General features: G+C 75.6%; 19 protein-coding genes, 3 tRNA genes and 1 pseudogene. 14 read left to right on the top strand and 9 right to left on the bottom strand.

The features are described 5' to 3' along the window. The first annotated feature begins 152 nt into the window (after positions 1-152). Positions 153-695 carry a ribonuclease domain-containing protein gene (locus ACFCX4_RS17900; RefSeq protein ID WP_376143438.1) on the top strand — a complete coding sequence of 181 codons (543 nt, stop codon included), beginning with the start codon at positions 153-155 and terminating at the stop codon, positions 693-695. Positions 696-762: 67 nt separating this feature from the next. Here ACFCX4_RS17900 and ACFCX4_RS17895 read toward each other — a convergent pair whose 3' ends face one another. Next, on the bottom strand, positions 763-1764 hold the full coding sequence (locus tag ACFCX4_RS17895; RefSeq protein WP_376143436.1) for a hypothetical protein: 1002 nt from the start codon (positions 1762-1764) through the stop codon (positions 763-765). Between the two features lie 110 nt (positions 1765-1874). Between ACFCX4_RS17895 and ACFCX4_RS17890 the strand changes: the two genes are divergently transcribed. After that, positions 1875-2321 (top strand): ADP-ribosylglycohydrolase family protein, encoded by a 447-nt coding sequence (locus tag ACFCX4_RS17890; RefSeq protein ID WP_376143434.1) that lies wholly within the window; start codon positions 1875-1877, stop codon positions 2319-2321. A 23-nt stretch (positions 2322-2344) separates the two neighbouring features. Beyond that, positions 2345-2656, top strand: a pseudogene (locus ACFCX4_RS17885) (ADP-ribosylglycohydrolase family protein); the annotation flags it as partial. Positions 2657-2937: 281 nt separating this feature from the next. Here ACFCX4_RS17885 and ACFCX4_RS17880 read toward each other — a convergent pair. Next, positions 2938-3666 carry a GNAT family N-acetyltransferase gene (locus tag ACFCX4_RS17880; RefSeq protein WP_376143432.1) on the bottom strand — a complete coding sequence of 243 codons (729 nt, stop codon included), beginning with the start codon at positions 3664-3666 and terminating at the stop codon, positions 2938-2940. 764 nt (positions 3667-4430) lie between these two features. Between ACFCX4_RS17880 and ACFCX4_RS17875 the strand changes: the two genes are divergently transcribed. From ACFCX4_RS17875 to ACFCX4_RS17855, 5 genes are all read left to right on the top strand, one after another. Continuing rightward, complete coding sequence (locus ACFCX4_RS17875) at positions 4431-5375, top strand: PAC2 family protein (RefSeq protein WP_376143430.1); 945 nt, start codon at positions 4431-4433, stop codon at positions 5373-5375. A gap of 192 nt (positions 5376-5567) precedes the next feature. Continuing rightward, positions 5568-6581 (top strand): SGNH/GDSL hydrolase family protein, encoded by a 1014-nt coding sequence (locus ACFCX4_RS17870; RefSeq protein ID WP_376143428.1) that lies wholly within the window; start codon positions 5568-5570, stop codon positions 6579-6581. Between the two features lie 175 nt (positions 6582-6756). Further along, entirely contained in the window at positions 6757-8067 is a 1311-nt protein-coding gene (locus ACFCX4_RS17865; RefSeq protein ID WP_376143426.1) for a deoxyguanosinetriphosphate triphosphohydrolase, read from the top strand. Between the two features lie 55 nt (positions 8068-8122). Then, complete coding sequence (gene dnaG / locus ACFCX4_RS17860; protein ID WP_376143424.1) at positions 8123-10033, top strand: DNA primase; 1911 nt, start codon at positions 8123-8125, stop codon at positions 10031-10033. A gap of 179 nt (positions 10034-10212) precedes the next feature. Further along, the gene (locus tag ACFCX4_RS17855) at positions 10213-11487 is read left to right on the top strand and encodes an RNA polymerase sigma factor (protein WP_376143422.1); all 1275 of its coding nucleotides are present in this window, start codon (positions 10213-10215) and stop codon (positions 11485-11487) included. 5 nt (positions 11488-11492) lie between these two features. Here ACFCX4_RS17855 and ACFCX4_RS17850 read toward each other — a convergent pair whose 3' ends face one another. The 3 genes from ACFCX4_RS17850 to ACFCX4_RS17840 all read right to left on the bottom strand — a co-directional run bounded on the left by ACFCX4_RS17850 (position 11493) and on the right by ACFCX4_RS17840 (position 15383). Further along, positions 11493-12683: a DUF2690 domain-containing protein gene (locus ACFCX4_RS17850; RefSeq protein WP_376143420.1), complete on the bottom strand. Its 1191-nt coding sequence runs from the start codon at positions 12681-12683 to the stop codon at positions 11493-11495. 827 nt (positions 12684-13510) lie between these two features. Then, entirely contained in the window at positions 13511-14944 is a 1434-nt protein-coding gene (locus ACFCX4_RS17845) for an FGGY family carbohydrate kinase (protein WP_376143418.1), read from the bottom strand. A 145-nt stretch (positions 14945-15089) separates the two neighbouring features. Further along, a complete protein-coding gene (locus ACFCX4_RS17840) occupies positions 15090-15383 on the bottom strand; it encodes a hypothetical protein (protein ID WP_376143416.1) in 294 nt (97 codons plus the stop codon). 250 nt (positions 15384-15633) lie between these two features. On the opposite strand from ACFCX4_RS17840, the gene ACFCX4_RS17835 reads away from it, so the two are divergent. Together ACFCX4_RS17835 and ACFCX4_RS17830 are read left to right on the top strand one after the other, a co-directional pair. Further along, positions 15634-15706 (top strand) — tRNA-Asn (locus ACFCX4_RS17835). Between the two features lie 61 nt (positions 15707-15767). Next, positions 15768-15840, top strand: a tRNA-Asn gene (locus ACFCX4_RS17830). A 99-nt stretch (positions 15841-15939) separates the two neighbouring features. Here the strand turns inward: ACFCX4_RS17830 and ACFCX4_RS17825 are convergent. Continuing rightward, the gene (locus tag ACFCX4_RS17825; protein WP_376143414.1) at positions 15940-16686 is read right to left on the bottom strand and encodes a trypsin-like serine peptidase; all 747 of its coding nucleotides are present in this window, start codon (positions 16684-16686) and stop codon (positions 15940-15942) included. Between the two features lie 298 nt (positions 16687-16984). Here ACFCX4_RS17825 and ACFCX4_RS17820 point away from each other — a divergent pair. Further along, a tRNA-Ile gene (locus ACFCX4_RS17820) sits at positions 16985-17058 on the top strand. Positions 17059-17411: 353 nt separating this feature from the next. Here the strand turns inward: ACFCX4_RS17820 and ACFCX4_RS17815 are convergent. Continuing rightward, the gene (locus tag ACFCX4_RS17815; RefSeq protein WP_376143412.1) at positions 17412-19358 is read right to left on the bottom strand and encodes a hypothetical protein; all 1947 of its coding nucleotides are present in this window, start codon (positions 19356-19358) and stop codon (positions 17412-17414) included. 393 nt (positions 19359-19751) lie between these two features. Here ACFCX4_RS17815 and ACFCX4_RS17810 point away from each other — a divergent pair, with 393 nt between their 5' ends. Further along, positions 19752-20693, top strand: a complete 942-nt coding sequence (locus ACFCX4_RS17810) for a 1-aminocyclopropane-1-carboxylate deaminase/D-cysteine desulfhydrase (protein WP_376143410.1) — start codon at positions 19752-19754, stop codon at positions 20691-20693. Between the two features lie 137 nt (positions 20694-20830). Here ACFCX4_RS17810 and ACFCX4_RS17805 read toward each other — a convergent pair whose 3' ends face one another. Continuing rightward, a complete protein-coding gene (locus tag ACFCX4_RS17805; protein ID WP_376143408.1) occupies positions 20831-22447 on the bottom strand; it encodes an LCP family protein in 1617 nt (538 codons plus the stop codon). A 151-nt stretch (positions 22448-22598) separates the two neighbouring features. Next, positions 22599-23063 carry a MarR family winged helix-turn-helix transcriptional regulator gene (locus ACFCX4_RS17800; RefSeq protein ID WP_376143406.1) on the bottom strand — a complete coding sequence of 155 codons (465 nt, stop codon included), beginning with the start codon at positions 23061-23063 and terminating at the stop codon, positions 22599-22601. 91 nt (positions 23064-23154) lie between these two features. Between ACFCX4_RS17800 and ACFCX4_RS17795 the strand changes: the two genes are divergently transcribed. Next, positions 23155-24204: an NADP-dependent oxidoreductase gene (locus ACFCX4_RS17795; protein ID WP_376143404.1), complete on the top strand. Its 1050-nt coding sequence runs from the start codon at positions 23155-23157 to the stop codon at positions 24202-24204. A gap of 354 nt (positions 24205-24558) precedes the next feature. Next, positions 24559-25053 carry a DUF3145 domain-containing protein gene (locus ACFCX4_RS17790; RefSeq protein ID WP_376143402.1) on the top strand — a complete coding sequence of 165 codons (495 nt, stop codon included), beginning with the start codon at positions 24559-24561 and terminating at the stop codon, positions 25051-25053. Positions 25054-25126: the final 73 nt, after the last annotated feature.

The raw sequence follows: 25126 nt of genomic DNA, 5'->3' as shown, positions 1-25126 counted from the left end.
GGGTACGGACAACGGCGTCCGTACCCGCCCCGGCCGTACGGCTTCCCGGGGCCGTGCACGCCCGCCCGGGCGTCCGCGGCCGGGCCGGATGTGGCCGCGGCCACGCGTGTGGCTGGCCGGGCACGGCCCCGGCGGCTGCCAAGCTGGAGCCCATGACCAGCAGAAACCGCCTGTGGACCGTCGTCGTCGTGCTGTTCTGCGCGATCGCCGCCGTGATCGGGTACGTCGCCTCGGACGACACCGGCGACGGCCCGCCCAAGGCCACCGCGAGCCCCTCCGGAGCCACCGCGACGGCTCCGGCCGCCACCCCGACGGGTCAGGCGCCGAAGCCCAGCGCGCCCAGGCCCTCCGCCCCGGCCACCCCGCCGCCGGCTGCCACCGGCGCCACCGCCTGGGTGCCGACCGACCCGGCGATGGCCGACGTCTGCCGCACCAGGCTGCCAGGCCAGGCCCTCGACACCCTCGGCCTGATCGCCAAGGGCGGCCCCTACCCCTACCGTTCGGACGGCATCGTCTTCGAGAACCGCGAGAGCCGCCTCCCGCGCAAGACCTCCGGCTACTACCACGAGTTCACCGTGGTCACCCCCGGGTCCGGCGACCGCGGCGCCCGCCGGGTGGTCACCGGCGACTCCGGCGAGCAGTACTGGACCGCCGACCACTACGCCACCTTCCAGGAGATCGACGCCCGTTGCTGACCCGTGCGACCGGGCCCGCGCCGTCCGGTGCGGCGTCCGCCGGGCCGCCGGGCGGCGCGCACCCCTCTCACCGGGCCCGGCGCCAGGTGATCCGGCCGTGCGGGCCGTGCGGCCCGGCCGCCAGCAGGGCGGCCAGTTCCCGCAGCACGGGCCCGGGGTCGCGGCGCAGCTGGACGGGGGTGGTGCGGACGACCGGCAGGCCGGCGGCGGTCAGCCGGTTGGCGCGGGTCAGGCTCCGCTCGTGGTCGGCCGGGCGCAGGTGCCAGGCCCGGGAGTCGATCTCCAGCGCGGTGCAGGCCTGCGGCCAGTAGGCGTCCGGCACCGCCAGGAACCGCCCGTCGAGGAAGAGCACCGGGTTCCAGAGCGGCTCGGGGAGTCCGGCGCCGCGCACCGCGTCCCGGGCCTCGCCCTCGGCCACCGAGCGCACCCCGGCCGTCAGTTCCTCCACCACCCCGGCCAGCCGGGGCAGTTCGCGGGCGTCCGGGCGGGCGAGCAACTGGTCGAGGAGTTCGCCGAGTTCGCAGTGCCGCCGCTGCACGGCCTCGGCGCACAGGGCGCGGAACCGGCGCCGGCCGCTCTCCCGGGGCGCGAGGTCGGCCAGCGCCCGGGCGACCGAGGTGCTCCAGAGCCCGTCGTCGCGCTCGAAGCCGCCCGGCATCGCGCCGCTCGCCCGGTGGACCCGCACGAACTCCCGGTCGGCGACCCGGCGCCGGGCGGGGACGAGCACGTCGACCTCGGTGAGGTCCGCCGGGTGCCCGGCGGAGGGGAGCCCGGCGTCGGCGAGCACCGCGGTGCCGGTGAGCAGCACCTCCCCGACGGGCGGTCCGGGCCGCCCCTTGGGTTCCGCGTAGGCGACGGCGGCCCGCAGCCGCTGGTGCGCGGTCAGCCGCCCGGTCTGCAGGCAGATCACCCGGGGCAGCACCCGCTGCCACGGCCCGCCGGTCCGCAGCCGGTGCGCGATGGTGCCGGACGGCACGCCGAGCCCGCGCAGCTGGGCACGGGTGACGATGTGCTGCTGATCGGCCCCGAGCAGCAGCAGCGGGTCGACGGGGGAGCCGGCGAGAGTCATGCCCGGGTGGTGCCCGCCCGGATCGGCGGTATGCGGAACATCGCCCGCCGGGGGCTGTCCGGTCAAACGAGGTTGACGCGGTGACGGGTGGAGCACTGTGCTTGCCCGCGATGACGACTCCTCACTCCGGCCCCGCGTTCGACGCGCTCGAAGGCCTCTCCGCGGGCGACGCCCTCGGCGCCCAGTTCTTCGTCCCCGCCACCGCCCGTGCCCACCTCGCGGCCCGCACCGCCCCACCCGGCCCCTGGCCGTGGACCGACGACACCGGGATGGCGTGCTCGGTGTACGCCGCGCAGACCGCCCGCGGCGGGATCGATGTGGCCGATCTCACCCACGCCTTCGCCCACCGGCACGACTTCGACCGCGGCTACGGCCCGTCCGCCAACCGCCTGCTGCGGCTGGTCCGGGAGGGCGGGGACGCCGTGGCCCTGGCCCGCGCGCAGTTCGACGGCCGGGGCTCGTACGGCAACGGCGCCGCGATGCGGGTCGCCCCGCTCGGCGCCGCGTACCCGCACGACCCGGCCGCGGCGGTCGGCCGGCCGCCGACACCGCGCTGATCACCCACACCCACCCGCAGGCCGTGGACGGCGCGATCGCCGTCGCGGTGGCCGCGGCGTACGCGGCACGGACCCGCGGGGAGCGGGTGGCGCCCGGGGGCTTCCTGGAGCCGGTGCGGGACCTCACGCCGCCCGGGGCGGTGCGCGACGGCCTGACCGAGGCGGTCGCCCTGCTCGCCGAGCCCGACCTCGCGGCGGTGGCGCGGATCCTCGGCAACGGCAGCCGGACCAGCGCCGTCGACACCGTCCCGTACGCGCTGTGGTGCGCGGCCCGCCGGCTCTCCGACTACCCGGCGGCGGTCTGGGAGGCCGTCTCGGCGGGCGGGGACACGGACACCGTGGCCGCGATCACCGGCGGGGTGGTCGCGGCGCACACCGGCACGGCCGGCATCCCGGGCGGCCTGGTCGGCCGCCCGGGAACCGCTGCCCGCCTGGGCGTTCCCGGAACCGGGCAGCCTCGCGGGCGACCGGAGCGACCGGACCGGGCGGACCTGTGGGGCCCACCGGAGCGGCGGGGCCGGCGGACGGCCCGGCGTGCCGTGACCCGCGCCGACGGCGGGGCCCCGCCCCGGTCGGGCGCCCGGGCCGGCCTCCGGAGCCGGCCGGGGCGCGCCGGTCAGGCGGTGATCAGCTGCCCGGAGCCGCCGCCGTGTCTAAGGCACTCCTGGCTGAGCGCCGGGTCCGGGGCGCTCGGCGAGGTCGCGGCGGCGATCCGCAGTTCGATGATGTCCCGGACGGCCGGCCACTCGGCGTCCAGGATCGAGTAGAACGCGGTGGACCGGACCACCCCGTCCAGCCCGCGCGAGTGCGCCCGGCGGACGCCCTCGGAGGTGGCGCCGAGCCGCTCGATCGCGGTGCGCGACCGCAGGTTGCGGGCGTCGGCCCGCAGCGAGATCCGCTGCACGCCCCACGCCTCGAAGGCGTGCCGCAGCATCAGCAGCTTGGCCTCGGTGTTGATGCCGGTGCCCTGGGCGCGCGGCGACAGCCAGGTGTTGCCGATCTCGGCGGCGTCCGGGACGGCCGTGGCCGGATCTCCGAACGGCACGCCCGGGGCCGGCGGCCAGACCAGCGGGCCCCGCCAGTAGTCGAGTTCGAGGAAGCGGGTCGAGCCCACCACGCGGCCGTCGGCCTGGTTCACCGTCGCGAACGGGAGCGACCGGCCCGCGGCCTGGTCGGCCAGGGCACGGGCGATGTACTCCCGGGCCGCTTCCAGGCCGTGCGGGACGGGCGTGAAGGCGTAGGTCGTACGGTCCTCGGCGCCGGCCGCGGCGAGGGCCGCGGCGTGGTGCGCGGCGAGGGGCTCCAGCCGCACGGTGCGGCCGGTGAGGATGACAGGTACGGGCACGGAACCTTCGGTCCTTCATCGGTCGGAGGGCACCGGCCCGTGCCGGGGTACGGCGCGGGGCGGTGATGGACGGATTCGCCCCGCCCCGGAGTGCGCCCACCGGTGCCCGTGCACGCCGGAGACCGGGCGGGCGGGGCGGGGAGCGACGGCCCGGAGGCGGGCAGCGCGGTGCCGGAACGGACACGGGTCGACGGACCGGTCCGGCGGGATGAGCGAGGGGACAGTGTGCGTCCGCGAGATGGCCGAAGAGGAGACGAGTGCGCGAAGGGAAGCAGGCGGCCAGATGAAGGCAAGATGCGTCGTGGGTGACTGGCCGAGCACCGGTCCGGGACGTGGTCGACGGCGTTACGGACGACGTGACGACGACGCGACGATGCGAGGCAGCGAGAGGACGATACCCGCCAGAAGGCGGTGCGTCACTTCAGGGCACACGAATGGCCCCCGTCACAGGCCGCGGCCGGGCGGAGGCGGCCGTTCGCCGCCCCCTGACCTGGGGCTTTCACTCCGGGTGCGATCATGGTCCGGCAGGCGTGAACGCCGGTCCGCGGACCGTCCCGGGCGCGGCCCGGGGAGCCGTCCCGAGCGCCGTCCGGCGGGGGCGTGCGGTGTACGGCCGCGGGAAACGGGGCCGGTGCGCCGGGAATTCCGGCGGCGCTCCGCACGCTGGACCAGGAGAGCCGGGCACGAGCCCCCGCGCGGGCCGACGCGCGGGGGGAAGCGGACGGCGAACCGCGACGATCAGGGAAACGGGGTGTGGGTGCGCGGTGCGTGACCCCCAGGCGCTGTACGAGCTCGACCAGCAGGGCGTGGCCGCCGTCGCCACCGCGAGGGCCGCACTGGCGGACACCGGTGCCGGCCTGGTGCTGCTGCACCACTTCGAGGGCTTCATGGACGCCGGCGAGGCGGGCGCCCAGGTGGTCGCCCACCTGCTGGAGACGGGCGGGCCGCAGGTGGTGGCCCGCTTCGACCACGACCGCCTGGTGGACTACCGGGCCCGCCGACCCCCGATGGTCTTCGACCGCGAGAAGTGGTCGTCCTACGAGCCGCCGGAGATCCTGCTCCAGCTCGTCCACGATGCCGCCGGTTCACCGTTCCTGCTGCTCACCGGACCCGAGCCGGACGTCGAGTGGGAGCGCTTCGTCGCCGCCGTCCTGGAGCTGGCCGAGCGCTTCGACGTCCGGCTGACCGTCGACTTCCACGGCATCCCGATGGGCGTGCCGCACACCCGCCCGGTGGGGCTGACCCCGCACGGCAACCGGCTGGACCTCGCGGCCGGCTACCCGCAGTGGTTCGAGCAGGCCCAGGTCCCGGGCAGCGCCCAGGCCCTGCTGGAGTTCCGGCTCGCCGAGGCCGGGCGCGACGTCCTGGGCTTCGCCGCGCACGTGCCGCACTACGTGGCGCGCTCGGCGTACCCGGCCGCCGCGGTGCTGATCCTGGAGGCGGTGCAGTCCGCGACCGGCCTGGTGCTGCCCGGCACGCTGCTGCGCGAGCGGGTCGACGAGGTGTACGCCGACATCGAGGAGCAGCTGGCGCAGGGGGACGGCGAGCTGCGGTCGGCGATCCGCGGCATGGAGGGGCAGTACGACGCGGTGGCGGGCGCGCAGGGCCGGGAGAGCCTGCTGGCCGAGCCGGTGGACCTGCCCTCGGCCGACGAGCTGGGCCGGCGCTTCGAGCAGTTCCTGGCCGAGCACGAGCGCGGACCGGAATAGCCGGCGGGCCGGAGCGGCGGCGCGGACCCGCCGCGACCGGCCACGGGGCGACCGGAACCACCGGGCGGCGCCGGAGAATTCCCCGCGCCGGGCGGGATCCATCCGGCGCGCCCGTCCGTTGGCCACTGCGGTGCCCGGGGGACGGGCCCGTCGTAGGAAGAACGCCAACGGCTCCTACCCGGGGGGATCCCTGTGCCTCTGTCCGTACGCCCGACCGCCGCGCTCACCGGCGCGCTGAGCGCGGGCCTCGCCGCCGTGCTGGTGGCAGGCTGCTCCGGTTCCGGCGCGGCGACCGTCGCCGCCGCCGCTCCGGACGGCTCCGCACCCGCGCGCGCCGCCGCGGCCGCGGCCACCCCGACCCCCACGCCCACCCCGGCGCCGACCGGGCCCTACGTGGCCCTCGGCGACTCCTACACGGCGGGCCTGAAGATCGGCCCGCAGGTGGGGGAGCCGAAGGGCTGCTCCCGTTCGGCGGTCAACTACCCGTCCCTGGTGGCCAAGGCGCTGGGCCTGACGACCGAGCGGTTCCAGGACGTCAGCTGCAGCGGTGCCCGCACGGGCGACCTCGGCGCCGCCCAGCCCACCGACGGCGGAGCCAACCCGCCGCAGCTGGACGCACTGACCCCGGCCACCCGCCTGGTCACCCTCGGCATCGGCGGCAACGACGCCGGGTTCATGGAGGTCGTCGGCCAGTGCGCCAAGGAGAACCTGGTGGACGCGCTCAAGGGCCTGGTCGGCTCGGACCGTGCCGCCTCGCCGTGCCGTGACTCCTACGCCGTCGCGGACGGCGGCGACCAGGTGCAACGCAAGGTGGACAGCGCGGGCGAGCGGCTCGGCACGCAGCTGAAGGAGATCAAGCGGCGGGCCCCGCAGGCCCGCGTCTACGTGGTCGGCTACCCGGTGCTGCTGCCGGCCGACCCGGCGGCCTGCGTTCCGGTGCTGGGCCCGACGGTCACCGGCGCGGACCTCGGCTTCCTGGTGGAGAAGGAGCAGCAGCTCAACGCGATGCTCAAGCGGCGGGCGGAGGCCGCCGGCGCGGTCTTCGTCGACCTGGCGGCGCCCTCGGCCGGCCACGACATGTGCGCGGGGGAGGACGTCCGCTGGGTGGAGCCGCCGTTCCCGGCGCGCGGCCTGGCGCCGATCCACCCCAACGCCAAGGGCCAGGAGGGCGCCGCCGCGGCCGTGCTGAAGGCCGTCCGCGGCTGAGCGGCGGGCGCAGGCGCCGGGGTGGAGGGGCAGGGCGGAGGAGGCCGGTCACCGGGCCGCAGGAGCGGCCCCCGGGACGGCCCCGGCGTGCGGCCGAGGGTTCACGCCCCGGCCCGCACGCCGTCGCGCGCGGCACACTCCGGGTGTCACCGGTCCGGCGTACGGTGAGGTGCATATGGACGACACCGCGCACCGCCTCACCGCCGCCCCGATCCCGTACGACCGCGCCGCCGAGGCCCGCTGGGTGCCCGAACCGGACAAGCGTCCCGGCCGCACGGCCTTCCAGCGCGACCGCGCCCGCGTGCTCCACTCCGCCGCCCTGCGCCGGCTCGCCGGGACCACCCAGGTGGTCGCCCCGATGCGCAGCGACTTCCCGCGCACCCGGCTGACCCACTCCCTGGAGTGCGCCCAGGTCGGCCGCGAACTGGGCGCCGCCCTCGGCTGCGACCCGGACCTCGTCGAGACCGCCTGCCTGGCCCACGACATCGGCCACCCGCCGTTCGGCCACACCGGCGAGGAGGCGCTCGACCAGGCCGCCGCGGCCTGCGGCGGCTTCGAGGGCAACGCGCAGTCGCTGCGCATCCTCACCCGCCTGGAGCCCAAGCGCTTCGCCCCGCAGGACGAGGCGCCCGCCCGGCTCGCCCCCTGGCCCGGCCGCAGCGTCGGCCTCAACCTGACCCGGGCCGCCCTGGACGCCGCCACCAAGTACCCCTGGCCGCACGGCGCCCACCCCACCGACCCGGCCTCCCCCAAGTACGGCGTCTACGCCGACGACCTGCCGGTCTTCCGCTGGCTGCGGGCCGGCTCCCCGGGCGGCCGCCGGTGCTTCGAGGCCACCGTCATGGACTGGTCCGACGACGTGGCCTACTCCACCCACGACGTCGAGGACGGCCTCCAGGCCGGCCACATCGACCCGGCCGCGCTGCGCGCCCCGGGCGAGCGCGCCGGACTGTTCGAGGTCGCCGGGCGCTACGCCCGGGACGCCGGGACCGAGGAGCTGGCCGCCGCCCTGGACCGGCTGCTCGCCCAGGAGTGGTGGCCCGAGTCGTACGACGGCACCGCCCGCGCCAGGGCCGGCCTCAAGGACCTCACCAGCCAGCTGATCGGCCGGTTCTGCCTGGCCGCCGAGCAGGCCACCCGGGCCCGCTACGGCCCCGGCCGGCTCACCCGGTACGCGGCCGAGCTGGTGGTCCCGCGCGAGGTCCGGCTGGAGTGCGCGGTGCTCAAGGCGGTCGCCGTCCGCTACGTGATGCAGCGCGACGAGCAGGCGCAGCTCCGGGCCCGCCAGCGGATCGTGATCGCCGAGCTGGCGCACGTCCTGAACGAGCGGGCCCCCGAGGTGCTCGACCCGGTGTTCGCCGCGATGCACCGGGAGGCGGAGGACGACGGGGCCGCCCTGCGCACGGTCGTCGACCAGATCGCCACCCTCACCGACGCCTCCGCGCTGGCCCTGCACGCCCGGCTGGTCGGCCCCGCCCCGGCGTAGCCGGCCCGCCCGCCGCGGCGGCCGGGAATCCCGGCCGCCCCAGTAGACTTCCGGGGTGGCCGGGCGGATCAGGGACGAAGACGTACAGGCGGTGCGCAGCGCACTGCCGATCGACGCGGTGGTCGGCGACTACGTACAGCTGACCAACGGTGGCGGCGGCGAGTACAAGGGCGTCTGTCCCTTCCACGACGAGAAGTCCGCCTCCTTCTACGTCAACCCGTCCAAGGGCGTCTTCCACTGCTTCGGCTGCCAGGAGAACGGCGACACCATCGCCTTCCTGATGAAGATCGAGCACTTCACCTTCGCCGAGGCCGTCGAGCGGATGGCCGCCCAGGCCGGCATCACCCTGCGCTACGAGGAGGGCGGTTACAGCCCCCGCCACCAGCAGGGCGAGCGCACCCGGCTGGTCGAGGCGCACAAGGTGGCCGCCGCCTACTACCAGGAGCAGCTCACCTCGCCCGAGGCCGAGATCGGCCGCCGCTTCCTGGCCGAGCGCGGCTTCGACGAGGAGGCCGCGCGGACCTTCGGCGTCGGCTACGCCCCGGCGGGCTGGGAGCACCTGGTCCGCCACCTGCGCGGCAAGGGCTTCACGGACAAGGAGATCCTGCTCGGCGGCCTCGCCTCGCAGGGCCAGCGCGGCGGTCTGATCGACCGCTTCCGGGGCCGGCTGGTCTGGCCGATCCGCGACATCGCCGGCGAGGTCATCGGCTTCGGCGCCCGGCGGCTGCGCGAGGACGACAACGGGCCGAAGTACCTCAACACCCCCGAGACGCCGATCTACAAGAAGTCGCACGTGCTCTACGGCATCGACCTGGCGAAGAAGGAGATCGCCAAGTCGGGCCGGGCGGTGGTGGTGGAGGGCTACACCGACGTGATGGCCTGCCACCTGGCCGGGGTCCCCGCCGCGGTGGCCACCTGCGGCACCGCCTTCGCCGAGGACCACATCAAGATCATCCGACGGCTGCTGATGGACACCTCGCAGTACCGCGGCGAGACCGTCTTCACCTTCGACGGCGACGCGGCCGGCCAGAAGGCCGCGCTGCGGGCCTTCGAGGACGACCAGAAGTTCGCCGCCAAGACCTCCATCGCGGTCAGCCCCGGCGGCATGGACCCGTGCGAACTGCGCCTGGCCAAGGGCGACGAGGCGGTCCGCGAGCTGATCGACCACCCGGTCCCGCTGTTCGAGTTCGCGCTGACCTCGGTGGTCGCCAAGCACCGGGCGGACACCCCCGAGGGCCGCTCGGCGGCCCTGGAGGAGGCGGCGCCGATCGTCGCCAGGATCAAGGACCGCTCGATCCAGCACGAGTACGCCGTCCGGCTGGCCGGCATGCTGGGCATCCTGGACGAGCAGTTCGTGGTCCGCCGGATCTCCCAGCTGGCCCGCTGGGACCGCGAGCGCCGGCAGAACCCCCGGGCCAACGGGCAGCAGCGCCGCGCCGACCAGCAGGACGCGCCCGCCCGTCCGGCCCGTCCGGCCTTCACGCTCAACCCGCGCGACCCGGCCCAGTTCGTCGAGCGCGAGCTGCTCAAACTGGCCCTGCAGCACCCGGACCTGGTCGCGCCGGCCTTCGACAACTACGCCGAGGACGAGTTCCCCACCCCGCCCTACACCGCCGTGCGCCGGGCGATCGGCCAGGCCGGCGGCGCCGCGTACGGGGCCGCCCTGGCCGACTTCACCGCCGTGGTGCGCGAGGCCTGCCCGGACGACCGGGTGCGCTCGCTGGTCACCGAGCTGACCGTGGAACCGGTCCGCTCGCGCCGCAAGGTCGACGCGATCTACGCGGGGGAGTTCCTGGTCAAGCTGCGGCTGCTGGCGGTGGACCGGCGGGTCGACGAGGTCCGTGCGCACCTCCAGCGGCTCGGTAGCCGGGCGGCCCCGGAGGACCTGCACGCGGTGCAGACCGAGCTGTGGCAGCTCCAGCAGTACGGGCAGTCGCTGCGCAGCGGCGGCGCCGCGGCGCTGTAGCACCGGCCGGCGGCGGGGGCGCGCGTCCGGGAGCGGGGCGGTCGGCGGGCCGAGTTGTACGAGCGCGTTCAGAAAGTCCGCGCACGAGTCTCGGCCACGGACTGTGGCGTGCCGCACACTGGAGGACGTCCCACCTCCGTTCAGCGCGGGTCCGCCAGAGTCGCGCCCGCCCCGAGGGGATGCCCGTGGACCGAGGCCCTGCCGCGATCGCCCAGCCGACCGCCCAGTCGACCACCGACCGACCCGCCACGCCGTCCGGCCGCTGCGCCGCGGCCGACCCGCCGGAGGACCACGGCCGGGCGGGGGCACCGCCCCCGGACGGCGCCCGGATACCAGCCCAGGACCGGGCGGCCGGGCACCCGGACGCCGGGGACGCCCCGCGGGGCACCGGCGACGACCGTGACCTCCCCGACGACACCGGTGTCACCGGTGACACCGACGCCGACGACCCGGACGACGCCGACACCGGAGCCGAGGAGTCCGACGGACCCGAGGAGCCGGAGACCGCCGCCCGCCCCGGGCGGCCGGGCGCCGACCCGACCGGCCCGTCGGCCGACCTGCTCCGCCAGTACCTCCGCGAGATCGGCCGGATCCGGCTGCTCACCGCCGCCGAGGAGGTCGACCTGGCCCGTCGGATCGAGGCCGGCCTGTTCGCCGGGGAACGGCTGAAGGGCGACCCGGCCCCGGCCGGCCGGCTGGCCGGTGAGCTGGACACCCTGGTGATGATCGGCCGGCTCGCCAAACGCCGGCTGATCGAGGCCAACCTGCGTCTGGTCGTCTCCGTCGCCAAGCGCTACATCGGCCGCGGCCTGACCCTGCTCGACCTGGTCCAGGAGGGCAACCTCGGGCTGATCCGGGCGGTGGAGAAGTTCGACTACACCCGCGGCTACAAGTTCTCCACCTACGCGACCTGGTGGATCCGCCAGGCGATGAGCCGGGCACTGGCCGACCAGGCCCGGACGATCCGGGTGCCGGTGCACGTGGTCGAGCTGATCAACCGGGTCGTCCGGGTGCAGCGCTCACTGCTCCAGGAGAGCGGGACGGAGCCCGGCCCGGCCGAGATCGCCGCCGCCCTGGGACTCACCGGGGAGCGGGTGCGCGAGCTGCTGCGGCTGGCCCAGGAGCCGGTCTCGCTGCACACCCCGGTCGGCGAGGAGGACGACGTCGCGCTCGGCGACCTCATCGAGGACGCCGACGCGGCGTCACCCGTCGAGTCCGCGGCCTTCCTGCTGCTGCGTCAGCACCTGGAGGCGGTGCTGGACACCCTCGGCGAGCGCGAGCGCCAGGTGGTGCAGCTGCGCTACGGCCTGGACGACGGACGGGCGCGCACCCTGGAGGAGATCGGGGTGCTGTTCGGGGTCACCCGGGAGCGGATCCGCCAGATCGAGTCGAAGACCCTGGTCAAGCTCCGCGACCACGCCTTCGCCGCCCAGCTCCGGGGCTACCTCGACTAGCCGCCCTAGGTCGCCGACGGGCTCGCCTGGCCGGGCTGTCCCGGCGACGGCTGGGCCGGCTCGGTGGCTCCCGGGGTGCCGGCGGCGGGCGTGGTGCCGGTCGGGGCGGCCGGCTCGGTGGTGGCCGCCGCGGGCGGGGAGGCCGGGCCGATCGGGATGGCGTTGGAGAGGACCACCCGGGCCAGGTCGGCGACCGCGTCGGTGCAGGAGGTGCCCTCCGGCTCCTTGCGCTGGCCGCAGACCCGCACGGTGACCGCCGGGTCCGCCGCGTTCACCATCCAGGAGTAGTTGTCGTACCCCCAGTGGATCAGCGCGGTCTCGGTCTCGCCGGAGCCGGTGGTGATGATCGCCTGGTCGCCGGGCTGGCCCTCGGTGATCGCGGCCCAGGCCGCCTGGCACTTCTGGCTGTACCGGAGGTAGACGACGACCTTGCCGACGTTGGTGGTGAGCAGGGTCCGGGCGTCGCCGCCGCAGCCGGTCGTCTTGGGGTCCTTGTGCGCGCAGCCGAGGGCCTGGCAGGCCGGGACGGCCGGTGCGGGGTTGGCGGGCACCGCGGCCGGGGAGGAGGTCGTCGGGCCGGGGCTCGCCGGAGCGGTCGGCGGGACGGTGGCGGCGGCCGGCTCCGTGCCGACGCCGTCCGAGGAGGAGAGGTACCGCATCCCGGCGAGCGCCAGCAGCAGCGCCACCACCACCGAGGCGGCGACCAGGGCCGCCGGGCGGACGGTCGTCCGGCGGTCCGCCGGGTCCTGCGCGGTGCCGTCCGCCGGGGCGGCAGCCGGGTCGGCCGCCGGTTCCGGGTCCGTGGCCGGCTCGGCCTCCGGGGCCGTGTCCGTGCCGGCGCCCGCGGCCGCCCCGGCGTCCGTGACGCTCTCCGCCTCCGGGACCGCCTCGGCCTCGGCCTCCGCTTCCGGAGCCGCCTCCGCTTCGGCGTCCGGCTCGGCCGCGGTCCGCTCCCACAGCGCCCGCAGTGCCGGACCGTCGCACTCCACGGCCCCGATCAGCGCCTCCAGCGCCTGCTCGGTGATGACCCGTTTGCCGTTCAGCCAGCGCTCCCAGGAGGCCCGGCTGTAGTGGGTCCGGGTGGCCAGCTCGGAGAGCGAGAGCCCCGTCGTGTCCTTGACGGCGCGCAGTTCCTCCGTCAGGCGCCTGGCGGGGGCGGAGAGGTCGTCCGGCAGCTGCTTCCAGGCGGAACCCATGCGGTCTCTTCCAAACGTACGAGGCGGGCGGGGCGGGCGGTGCTGGAACGGGGTGGTACCCGGTGGGTACCGCTCCGGGCCGGGGCGGCGTCTCCGCGTCTCAAACCTCGGCGGCCCGGTGTCCCAAAACCCTGGTCCTGGGGCTGAGACGGACGGAAGTGTCTCACAACACCGGCAAACGCTCGAACATTCATATGCCTGTCGGGCAGTGTTCTCCGGGCCGGAGCGGTTCGCCGCCCGGGTCCGCCGCCCGGGCGCCGTCGTGACGAGCCCGGCGCCCGCGGTTCCCCGGCCCCCACCGGTCCGAGACAGCCTCCACGGGGGGAGGCTGCCCCGGGCCCAGGGACGCACGGCGGGGAGGGCGCTTCGCTGCCGCCCTCCCCGTCGTGACCCGCCGTCATCCGCCCCGCGCCGGCCGATGCCTCCGCCGCGATCCCCGGTGACCCGTCGTCACCCGCTGCGGCCCGCGCGCAGGTCCGGCGGAGGAATCCCGTCCGGGCCGGCCTCCGGGGTCCCCGAGCGGGCCGAGCCCGGCTCCGCGGTTCCGGCGGCGGCCGTTCGAGGCCGCCGAGCAGCAGGTCCACGAGAGCGGGCGAGAAGCCGTCGCGGCAGACCACCCGAAGCACCGAGAGGTTCGCCCGGTCCGCCGGGAAGATGTGCGCGGGCCCGTACGCGGGCCCCCGCCGGCCGCGCTCGCGCAGGCGCCGCGACGTGTCGAGCACGCCGAACGGCTCGCCGTCCGCGGTGGTGAACGCGAGCACCGGCAGCCGGTGGTCCCGGGGGCCGGGAGGCCCGCACCGGACGCCGGAGGCCCGTGCGGGGCCGTCTCAGCCGGCCGTCTCCGGGTGGATCTGGTCGCGGGCGGCCCGGTACTGCTGGCGGACCGCGGAGCCGACCGGGAGGTCGTGCCCGGCGTCGGGGGTGACCGTGACGGCCTCCGGCAGCTCCCACTGCGGCGGCTCGGGCGTCCCGGCCAGTGCCCAGGCGGCCTGCCGGGCCGCGCCGCGCGCCGCGTGCGCGCCGGGCGGCGGGACGACCACCGGGACGCCGAACAGCTGCGGTGCGACGTGCCGGACCGCCTCCAGCCGGCCGGCCGCGCCCAGCAGGAAGACCCGCTTCACCTCGACGCCGCGGGCGCGCAGCACGTCCAGGGCGTCCGCGCTGTTGCAGAGCATGCCCTCGACGGCGGCCCGGGCCAGGTGCTGGGGGGCCATCGACTCCGCCCGCATCCCGGTCAGCGTGCCGGCCGCGTGGGGCAGCGCGGGCGTCCGCTCGCCGTCCAGGTAGGGGAGCAGCACCAGCCCGTAGGCGCCGGGGGAGGACTGCATGGCGAGGTCGCTGAGGCCCTCCAGGTCGCGGCCGAGCAGGGCGGCGGTGGAACGGAGCACCTGGGCGGCGTTCAGGGTGGCGACCATCGGCAGGTGGCGGCCGGTGGCGTCGGCGAAGGAGGAGACCAGCCCGGTGGCGTCCACCACGGCCTGCTCGTGCACGGCGAAGATCGTCCCGGAGCTGCCGAGCGAGACCACCGCGTCGCCGGGGCGCAGGCCCAGACCGAGCGCGGCGGCCATGTTGTCGCCGGTGCCGGCCGAGATGAGCAGGCCCTCGGGGGTGTGTCCGGCGGGTTCGGCCGGGCCGAGCACGTCGGGCAGCCGCAGTTCGTGGCCGAGCGCCAGCGCGACCAGGTCCTGCCGGTACTCGCCGGTGACCGGGGACCAGTAGCCGGTGCCGGAGGCGTCGCCCCGGTCGGTGGTGCGGCGCTTGGGGTGGCCGAGCAGTTGCCAGACCAGCCAGTCGTGCGGCAGCAGCACCTCGGCGACCCGCCGGGCGTTGGCCGGTTCGAACTCGGCGAGCCAGCGCAGCTTGGCGACGGTGTAGGTCGGGCCGGGGACGGCGCCGATCGCCGCGGTCCAGGCCGCCGGGCCGCCCAGCTCCTCCAGCAGGGCCGCGGCGGCGCCGCTGGAGCGCGGGTCGTTCCACAGGATCGCCGGCCGGACCAGCACCCCGCCGGCGTCCAGGCCGATCATGCCGTGCTGTTGGGCGCTGACGCCGATCGCCCGGACGCCCTCCAGCAGGCCGCCGGCCGCGGCGTCGCCGAGCGAGTGGAGCCAGAGCTGCGGATCGGTCTCGCCGGGCCGGGTGTCCGGATCCTCCGGGGCGGGGTGCGGCGCCTTGCCCGACCGCAGGACCGCGCCGGTCCCGGAGTCGCAGGCGACGATCCTGGTGCGACCGGTGGAGCTGTCTATCCCCGCGACGATGGCCATGGTCGAGATCATGCCTCAGCGGACGTCCGGGCGCGGCCCGCCCGGGCAAGTGTTGCCCGTTCGGTACCGCGCCCGGGAGCCCTGGTGTCCGCCGGCAGCGCGCCCGCGTCACGGGCGGCCGCCGGATCTTCCCCGGGGACGACGGTCAGGGGCGGAAGGTGCCCCAGCTGTCGTCCTCGGCCTTGGGCCGGTTGAAGTACGGCACCCGGTCGGTGACGGCGTTCGGCAGTCGGTCGCCGACCTTGCCCGCGACCGCTCCGGCGGCCTTGCCGGCGACCGCGCCGGCCTGTTCCCGGGCCTTGCCGGCCGCGCCCTGGACCTTGGGGTTCTGGGCGACCTGCCGGGTGACCCTGGCGATCTGCTCGTACCGCTGGCGCCCCGCCCTCGTGCCCAGGACGTAGCCCGCTGCGAGTCCGACGCCGAACGACAGCTTCCACATGGTCGGATTCCACCCTCTCCTGGCGGCCATTGCCGCATTGCCCTACCCCGTCTGCCGGGACGGTGAACCTTCGGTGACCCCCAGCATCCACGGACGGCGCCCCGGGCGCGCGGGGAGCGCGCCGGGCGGGGGCGCCCCGGTGGCGGCCGGGGAAAGCGATTGGCGGACCACCCCCCCGAGTGCGCTAATGTATGTCCCGCAGCGAGCGCCGAGGCGGCCGGGAGACCGGGAGCCGGAGCGGGAAGCTCGATCCCCCATAGCTCAATTGGCAGAGCAGCCGACTGTTAATCGGCAGGTTATTGGTTCGAGTCCAATTGGGGGAGCTCGGTTGGCGGGCCCGTGCGGTCCGCCGTCCGTCCGTGGTACGGCAGTCGTGTACCGCGATCCCGCATAGCTCAATTGGCAGAGCAGCCGGCTGTTAACCGGCAGGTTTTTGGTTCGAGTCCAAATGCGGGAGCTGCACCGGGTCCGCCCGGTGACTGCTCAGAGCGAAGGCCCCTCGGTGGACCGGGGGGCCTTCGTGTTGCCCGGGCCCGGTACCCCGGCGTGAGGTGCCTCACGCGACGGCCTCCCGGTAGAGCTCGGCGACCCGCTCGTCGAAGGTGATGCTGTACGAGGTGCCCGGGGCGTCGCCGCCCTCCTGGTAGCCGCCGATCACCCCGATCACCCGGCCGTTCGTGGTGAGCCAGGGGCTGCCGCTGGTGCCGTCGGTGTAGCCGCCGCAGTCGAACCGTTCCTGGGTGGGGCTCTGCGAGGCGGTGAGGCCGGAGCAGGTGATCGGTTCCTCGCGCTCGTTGGGGTAGCCGGTGACGGACACGGCCAGGCCGAAGCCCTGCCCCGAGCCGAGCGGGTTGCCGCCGACCGCGTCCTCGACCTGCCGCCCGCCGACCGTGCCCACGGTGACGAAGGCCACGTCGTACTCGGGGTCGGCGCCGGAGCTCCACCGGGGGTCGACGGTGATCCTCTGGACCGGCCAACTCCCGTACGGCGCGGATCCGTTGCGGTAGCCGGGGGTGAACACCAGGCCGTCCGGCCGGCCGATCCGCCGGTTCTCCACGCAGTGCGCCGCGGTCACCAGCAGATTGCGCCGCGGGCTCTGGACCACGCTCGCCGTGCACGCCCGGGGGCCCTGCGTGCTGTTCAGGGAGAGGGTGCCGATCCGGTCCCAGGCGGGGTTCTGCGGGGCCACCGAGGCCGTCCGCCCCTCCTGGCCGCCGTCGCAGGCGATCGCGGCGGCCAGCAGCAGGGCCGCCACGGCGGCCGTCCTGACGGCGCTCGCGGGCCGGGCCGGGCGGGAGGGCATCGGGGCTCCGTCTCGTCCTCGGGGCGGCGCTGTCGTCCACGCGTTCCGCCGTTCGAGAGCAAGATCTACCAGCCCGGGCCGGGCCGCGCCACCGTCCCCGCCCGGACACCGGCGCCCCGGGCCGGGCCGGGACCCGCCCGGTTCCTTCCCCGTCCCGCCCCCGTCCCGTTCCCGCGCGTACTCGTGTGCGCCCCCGGCGCGCACCACGGGTGATCGACCGGCTATGCTGCCCGGGACGGCCTTTCGGGGCCGTCTGCTGCTGCCGCGACCCGCTCGTCGTCGTCGCGCGCGGCGAACCGGGGCGGTAGCTCAGCCGGTTAGAGCAGGGGACTCATAATCCCTTGGTCGTGGGTTCGAGTCCCACCCGCCCCACCCCGTGCCGTCGTCCGGACGACCGGACTTGACCAGGTTCGGTCAGTCTGCACGCACTCTAGTGACCGGGGGCGCCGCCGGCCGCGCCGACAGGCCGGGAATCACCCGAACAGGTCCGCCCCGCAATGGCGTTGACTGCGGTGGCCCGGAGCGGCCCGCCGCCCCCGGGCCCGGTCACGGACCGCTGGTCGCGCGAGAGCCGGTGGCCAACCTTCTTGCAGCGTCCCGCTGTTGCGCCTCCCTCCTGTCCCGTCCCGCCGCCCTGCCCTGCTCTCCCCTGCCCGGTCCGCGACCGCGAACGGGGCCGCCACCGGTGGTCGGTGACGGCCCCGTGGGGCGGATGCGGGCCCGGCTCAGCCCAGCCGGAGGGGTTCGGCCACCAGCCGGCCCGAGGCGTCCCGCCCGAGCAGGCTGACCTCCAGACCGGGGGTGCGGCCCTGGCCCGCCAGGGACCGGAGCTCGCCGGCCACCGAGGCGTCGTCGATGTAGAACCGCAGCGGCACCGGCGAGGTGGCCGCGTAGTCGAGGATGTCCCGCGCGCCGTGCCGGTTGAGCGCCCACATCCAGGCCCGCCAGGACCGGCCCTGGTCGCTGTTGAGCACGCCGAGCCAGAGGTTGTCCTCGGCGGAGCCCCAGTCGGGGTCGTCCTCGCCCCAGACCCGGGTGCCGGCCAGGGACACCGTCACCCGGTCGTCGCGGGCGGGCCGGGCGTCGTCGATCAGGGCGACCCGCTCGGCGACGTCCTCGCGGGCCCACGAGCCGCGGAGCATCTTCCGGCCCGGGCTGCCCTCCCAGCCGGAGACCTTGCTGGTGTCCGGCTGGGCGTCGGAGACCACGCCGTAGAGCAGGCAGCCGGTCGCGGCCAGGACGGCGAGGGCCGAGCGCGCCCCGGTCCGGCGCCGGGAACCGCCCGCGGCCCTTTCGCCGGCCAGGACCCGGCGGCCGAACAGCGGGAGCAGCGCGGCCGCCGCCGTGACCAGCCCGATCACCAGCAACTGGTGGAGCACCTTCTCGTAGAAGTACGAGGTGGTGCCGGTCCGGGCCAGCTGGTACTGCCGGATCCCGAAGGACAGCAGCACGATCGAGCCGGCGGCGACCAGGGCGGCGCGGCGCGAGCGGGCGGCGCGCGCGGCCGGCGTCAGCAGCACCGCGAGGCCGGCGGCGACCAGCGGGAACAGCACGTGCCGGCCCACCGGGTTGATGCCGCCGGGCAGGGTCAGCACGTCCGCGGAGCCGGCCGTGGTGAGGTTCACGGTGATCGGGAAGAGCGCGAGCCCGCCCGCGGCGGCGGCCGCCGCGAGCGCGGTGATCCAGTGCCGCCGCCAGGCCCGCCGGTGGCAGACGGCCCAGCCGAGCACGGTGGCGCCGGCGGCCGGCAGCAGCAGGTAGTGGCCGAAGGCTATGCCGGTGACCAGCGCGGCCATGACGACGAGCTGTTCGTGGACCCGGTCGAGCGGGCGGACGGCCAGGGCGGCCAGGACCGCCAGCAGGCCCAGCGCGAAGAGCTCGCTGAGGAAGCCGTTGAAGTAGAGCTTGGGCAGCTCGGCGGTGACCAGGAAGGCGGCCACCGGCAGCAGCAGGGCCAGGCCGCGCCAGCCCCGCAGGGCGGGTCCGGCGGCGCGGTGGACCGCCCAGAGGACCGCCACGGCCAGGGCGGCGGCGGTGGCCGTGTAGAGCAGCACGAACAGCGAAAGCCGCATGTCGTGCGGGCCGCCGCCGCGCAGGAAGCTGGTGAGGACGGCCAGGAGCAGGTGACTGCCCTGGGGGTAGGTGTCCAGGTTCAGGGTGACGGTGCCGGCGGCCTCGGCCCGGTGGAGCGAGGCCATCCCGCCGACCCGCAGGATCGTGTCGTAGAGCGCGGCGTGCCGGCCGAGGTCCTCCGCCGAGACGATCAGCGCCAGGCGCTCGGTGGCGCTGCGCTGCAGCACCGGGTAGAGGAAGAAGGCGGCGGACACGCCCGCGCTCAGCAGCAGCGGGTGGTCGCGGGTCGGGACCAGGGCGCGGAGCCGGGCGCGCAGGCGGAGCCCCGGCCGGGCCGGGGCGGGCCCGGCGAGGGCGCGGACCGCGACCAGGGCGAGCGCCGTCGGCCAGGCCAGCGTCAGCGGGTGGAGCCCCCGGCTCCACTGGCCGGCGACCAGCCCGAGGGCGCAGGTCCAGCCGATCAGCGCCACCCCGGAGATCATCAGCCGGTCGAAGGCGGTGCCCCGGGAGCGGACCAGGGTGGCGGCGGCGCCCCAGAGCAGCAGGAAGCCGAGCACGTCGGCGCCGGCCAGGTGGAACACGGGGGGCAGCCCGAGCACCACGGCGGCGAACCGGGGCAGTCCGGTGCCGGGCCGGCTGCGGCCGGGCGGGCTCGGCCGCCCGCCGTCGTCGGAGGGCCCGCCGGGCCGGCCGCCCGCCCGGTCCGGAGTCCCGGGTCCGGGCGGATCCTGCGCCGTCTCCGGCGCAGGAGGTGACGCGATTGACACAGTTTCCCCCACTTGGTGAAGAACGTCGGGAAGGTCCGGGAGGAGTCCGGGGCTTCCGTGGGTGGTGCGACGACACTTCGTTTGCTGACGAGGCGTCGGACGGCGGGGCGGACCGGGGTTCGGGCCACCAACTGACGTGACGCTCCACGTGGCGGCAGGGTTGTTCGATTTTGCCGATTCTTTACTGTCTGGCGGGATTGACCGGAGGATTCGTATCCTTCTCGGATGCTTGACGCCGCCCTGCTGCCGACCCCGCTCGTCGACTGCGCCGACGAGGTGCTCGCGCGGGCCGGGGTGGAGCTGCGGCTGAAGCGGGACGACCTGGTGCACCCGCTGGTACCGGGGAACAAGTGGCGCAAGCTGGCACCCAATCTGGACGCGGCGGTGCGGGCGGGCCACCGGCGGCTGCTGACGTTCGGCGGGGCCTACTCGACGCACCTGCGGGCGGTGGCGCTGGCGGCGCAGGCGCTGGGACTGTCGAGCGTGGGTCTGGTGCGGGGCGAGGAGCTGGCGGACGCGCCGCGGAACTGGTCGCTGCGGGCCGCGGAGGGGGCCGGGATGGAGCTGGTGTTCCTGTCCCGGGCCGAGTACCGGGAGCTGGCCGGACGGGGCGCCGCGGGCGGCCCCGCCGCCGCCGCTGCCGGGGAGGCGGAGCCGCTGCGGCGCTGGGGCCCGTGCCTGGTGCTGCCGGAGGGCGGCTCCAACGCCCTCGCGGCGCGCGGTGCGCAGGCGGTCGCGGCGGAGCTGGCGGCGCAGCCGGGCGGCCTGGGGGAGCGGGACGTGGTCTGCTGCCCGGTCGGCACCGGCGGCACGCTCGCCGGGATCGCCGCCGGGCTGCCGCCGGGCGCGCGGGCGCTGGGCGTGGCGGTGCTGCGCGGCGGGGAGGGCTACCTGGAGGCCGAGGTGACCCGGCTGCACCGGGAGGCGTACGGGCGGGAGTTCGGCGGCTGGCGGATCGACCACGGGCACCACGGCGGCGGGTACGGGCGGGTGCCGACGGCGCTGGAGGAGTTCGCGGCCGGCTTCGAGCGGCGGCACGGCATCGCCCTGGAGCGGCGCTACGTGGCCAAGCTGCTGGCCGCCCTGTACGGCCTCGCGGCGGACGGCGCCTTCCCGCGCGGCACCCGGCTCACCGCCGTGGTGACCGGTCTGCCCGACCCGGCGTGAGCGACCCGGTGCGAAGGGGCCGGTGCGACGGACCGGCCCGGGCGGGCCGGCCTTGAGTCCCCGGCCCCGGCCCCGGCCCGGGGCCGGTGGCGCGCGTGCACCGGCGGCGACCGCCCGACGTGATCCGAACGAGGGCCCTAGCCGAAGGTGAGGTTGTCGCAGGAGTCGGTGTCGGCGGTGCGGCTGTTCTGGGCTATGCCGCTGGGCACGCCGGTGGGGAGCGGGCCGGTGGGGGCGGCGAACGGGGCGCCGGGGGCGGGGGAGCCCTGGGCGCCGGCGGTGGGCCGGTAGTCGCGGCCGAGGGTCACGGTGATGCCCTCCGAGCCCGGCTCCTCGGTCAGCCGGGCGCCCGGGAAGAGCCCGGTGAGCTGCTCGGCGACGGCCTTGAACGGGGCGTCGTAGGCGATCTCGGTGGTCAGCCGGCCGCCGGTGGTCGCGCCGAGCGTGACGTTCTGGAACCCCTGGGCGCGGATCGCCGCGGCGCCCCGGCCGGCGAGCCCGTCGGTGCCGACACCGTTGACCACGGTGACCGGGGAGGCCAGCTGCTCGGGGGTGAACGGGACGGCGGACGGCGCGGGTGCGGTGGACGCGGCGGAACCGGCGAACGCGGCGAAGGAGGCCGGGGAGACCTGGGCGGCGGGGGAGGCGGTCCCGGCGGGGGCGGTGGGCGGGGCCGTGGCGGCGGTCGGAGCGGGGGCGGGCGTGCCGCTCGCGGCGTCCGGGACCTCGCCGGTGGCCTGGCCGTCCAGCGTGCGGTCCTCGCGCAGCAGCCGCCACAGGGTGTCCACGTCCGGGTGGACGAGGTCGACCCGGCCCGACTGCACGGTGGAGTAGCGCCAGGGCGTGGTGACGAAGGTGATGTCGGAGAGCTTGATCTGCTGCAGCGACTGGGCGAAGTCGACCAGCTTCATCGCGGTGCCCAGGCCCTCGTCGACGGTGAGCGAGCGGGTCGCGGCGTCCGCCAGCGGGAGCAGGGTGGGCAGCGAGAAGCCCTGGTCCTGGATCTTGCGGATCATCGAGGAGAGGAAGGCCTGCTGGCGCTTCATCCGGCCTATGTCGGAGTTGTCGCCGAAGCCGTAGCGGGCGCGCAGGTAGTCGACGGCGGGCTGGCCCGAGATCTTCTGCCGGCCCTTCTTGAACCTGATGTCGTGCGAGTTGACGTCGTTGGGGACGCAGACGTCGACGCCGTTGATGGCCTCCGTCATCGCGGCGACGCCCTTGAAGTCGACCACGATGGTGTGGTCGATCCGCAGGCCGGTGAGCGCCTCGACGGTGTTCTGGGTGCAGGCGGGGTTGCCCTGGGCGGCCTGGCCGACCGTGAAGGCCGAGTTGAACACCTGGTTGGTCCTCGGCGTCGTCCAGTTGCCGTTGGGCAGCCGGCAGGACGGGACGGTCACCAGGGTGTCGCGGGGGATGGAGACGCCGACGGCGTGCTTGCGGTCGGCGTAGACGTGCAGCAGGATCGCGGTGTCGGAGTGGCCGACGCCCTCCTCGCCGCCGCCGAGGTCGGAGTTGCCGTCGCTGCGGGTGTCCGAACCGAGGATCAGGACGTTCACCGGGACCGAGGCGCCCGGGGCGGTGGGCACCGGGGCCGGGGGCCGCTCGGTGGCGACGCCGCCGGCGTCGAAGGTGCTGATGTTGGTGTCGAGACGGTGGTAGAACCAGGCTCCGGCGCCGGCCACCGACAGCACCAGGACGGCGGCGAGTCCTATGACGGTCCGTACGACACGCCGACGGCGCGAGCTGCTGCTCATCCTTCCCCGTCCCCCCGTCTTCCGTTCGCGGTCCCCACCCGTTCCGCCTGGTCGCGGCCGGGTGCCCGGTCTTCGAACGTTAGACGTTTCGGGGGAGTGTTCGGTTACCTCCGATCGGCGGGCAATTCCGCGCCCCGGCCTGTGATGCTTCTCACGCGTCGGTGTCGGTGGCGCCGCTGAGCATCCGGCGGAGCAGGTCGCGCAGCTGGGTCCGCTCCTGCGGGCCGAGCGCGGCGAGCGGCTCCCGGGCGAAGTTCAGCGACTCGCGCAGTTCCGCCGAGGCGGTGGCGCCGGTGCCGGTGGCGGCGACCAGTTTGACCCGGCGGTCCTGCGGGTCGGGCTGGCGGGTGACGAAGCCGCGGGTCTCCAGCCGGTCGACGATGCCGGTGATGTTGGACGGCTCGCAGCTGAGCGTCTGGGCGATCCGGCGCATGGGCATGGGACCCCGCCGGAGCAGTGCGAGGACCTTGGCCTGGGCTCCGGTGAGCGAGCGGGCGGCGGCGGCCTCCTCGTACTCGCGGTGGAAGATCGAGACCAGGTTGACCATGAGGTCGACGACCTCGCGGGTGATCTCGTCGGGCTGCGACGCGGTGTCCGCGGCCTGCTGGGTGTCCATGACTCACAGTCTACCTGAACATTTGACAAGGTGAACTATTCATGACCATTGTTACTTCACCGACTCAACCTTTCATGTGGGGAGATTCAGCATGGCCGCCGAGCCGACCGCGCAGACCGCGCCGGAAGCGCCCGCCACCGCCGGTGAGTGGCACCTCGCCGCCCGCCCCCAGGGCTGGCCGGTGCCGGCCGACTTCGCCCTCGTGGAGGCGCCGGTCCGCACCCCGGGTCCCGGCGAGATCCTGGTCCGCAACACCTACCTGTCGGTCGACCCCTACATGCGCGGCCGGATGAACGACGTGAAGTCCTACATCCCGCCGTTCCGGCTCGGCGAGGTCATGGACGGCGGCGCCGTCGGCCACGTCGTCGCCTCCGGCGCCGAGGGCTTCGCCCCGGGCGACGCGGTGGTGCACGGGCTCGGCTGGCGCGAGTACGCGACCCTGCCGGCCGGGCACGCCGTCAAGGTCCCGGAGATCGAGGGCGTTTCGCTCTCCGCCTACGTCGGTGTGCTCGGCATGCCGGGCCTGACCGCGTACGCCGGCCTGCTGGCCGTCGGCGGTCTCAAGGAGGGCGACCGGGTGTTCGTCTCCGGCGCCGCCGGCGCGGTCGGCTCGATCGTCGGCCAGATCGCCCGGCTCAAGGGCGCTTCGCTGGTGGTCGGTTCGGCCGGCTCGGCGGAGAAGGTCGAGCGGCTGACCGCGGAGTACGGCTTCGACGCCGCGTTCAACTACAAGGACGGCCCGGTCCGCGACCAGCTCGCCAAGGCCGCCCCGGAGGGCATCGACCTCTACTTCGACAACGTCGGCGGCGACCACCTGGAGGCCGCGATCGGCGCCCTGGACGTGCACGGCCGGGCCGTGCTGTGCGGCGCCATCGCCCAGTACAACGACACCACCCCGCCGCCCGGCCCGCGCAACCTCGCGCTGGCGATCGGCAAGCGGCTGAGGCTTGAGGGCCTGCTGGTCAGCGACCACGACGCGCTGCGACCGCGGTTCGTCGAGGAGCTGGGCGGCTGGCTGAAGAGCGGCGAGCTGCGCTTCGAGGAGACCGTGGTGGACGGCTTCGAGAACGCCCCGCAGGCCTTCCTGGGCCTGCTGCGCGGCGGCAACACCGGCAAGATGGTCGTCCGCCTGGACGGCTGACGCCGGTTCACCCCGCGACCGCCCCGCACCGGCTCCTCCGGCGCGGGGCGGTTCGCGTACCCGGCAGAGAGTCCCCGGCCGCACTACCGCATTCCGGCCGGATCCGAAAGTGCGTCAGCCGTGCCGCGGACGGGCGCGGTACGGTGGTTGCGCCTGGCGATGGGGCCGTTCGGGGGAGAGATCCGACCGAGGGGTGGACCTCGTTGCGGATTCGACTAGCATTGAGCGAAAGCCTGTCCGTTTTGCTCAATTTAGTGACTTAATGTCGGCTAACGTGGGTAACTGTGGATCACTACGGGCACGAACGCGAGGCAGCTGGGGAAGGCGACCCTCGTCCACAGCCTGGAGGTCCCGGTGACGACACGTGGAGTCCTGTACGTCCACTCCGCGCCCCGCGCGCTGTGCCCGCACGTCGAGTGGGCCGTCGCGGGGGTGCTCGGTGTGCGGGTGAGCCTGGACTGGATCCGCCAGCCGGCCGCACCCGGGCACTGGCGTGCCGAGCTGTCCTGGCAGGGCGAGCCCGGCACGGCCTCGAAGCTCGCCTCCGCGCTGCGCGGCTGGCAGCTGATGCGCTACGAGGTCACCAGTGAGCCCTGCGCCGCCGCCGAGGGCGAGCGGTACAGCAGCACGCCGTCGCTCGGCATCTTCCACGCCGTCACGGGCATCCACGGGGACATCCTGATCCCCGAGGACCGCCTGCGCGCCGTGCTGCGGCGGGCCCGCAGCGAGGGGGCGGACCTGGAGAACGAGATCGCCGTGCTGCTCGGCAAGCCCTGGGACGACGAGCTGGAGCCCTTCCGGTACGCGGGGGAGGGCGCCCCGGTGCGCTGGCTGCACCAGGTGGTCTGACCGCCCGCCGGGCGCCTGGTCCGCGACACCACCCGGCCGGGCACCCGCGCCCGCCGGGTGGGCACCGTCCCAC

The sequence above is a fragment of the Kitasatospora sp. NPDC056327 genome (genome assembly GCF_042261735.1).
Classification (GTDB): Bacteria; Actinomycetota; Actinomycetes; order Streptomycetales; family Streptomycetaceae; genus Kitasatospora.
The sequence above is the reverse complement of the archived record's forward strand: the minus strand, read 5'-3'. Positions and strand labels throughout refer to the sequence as shown.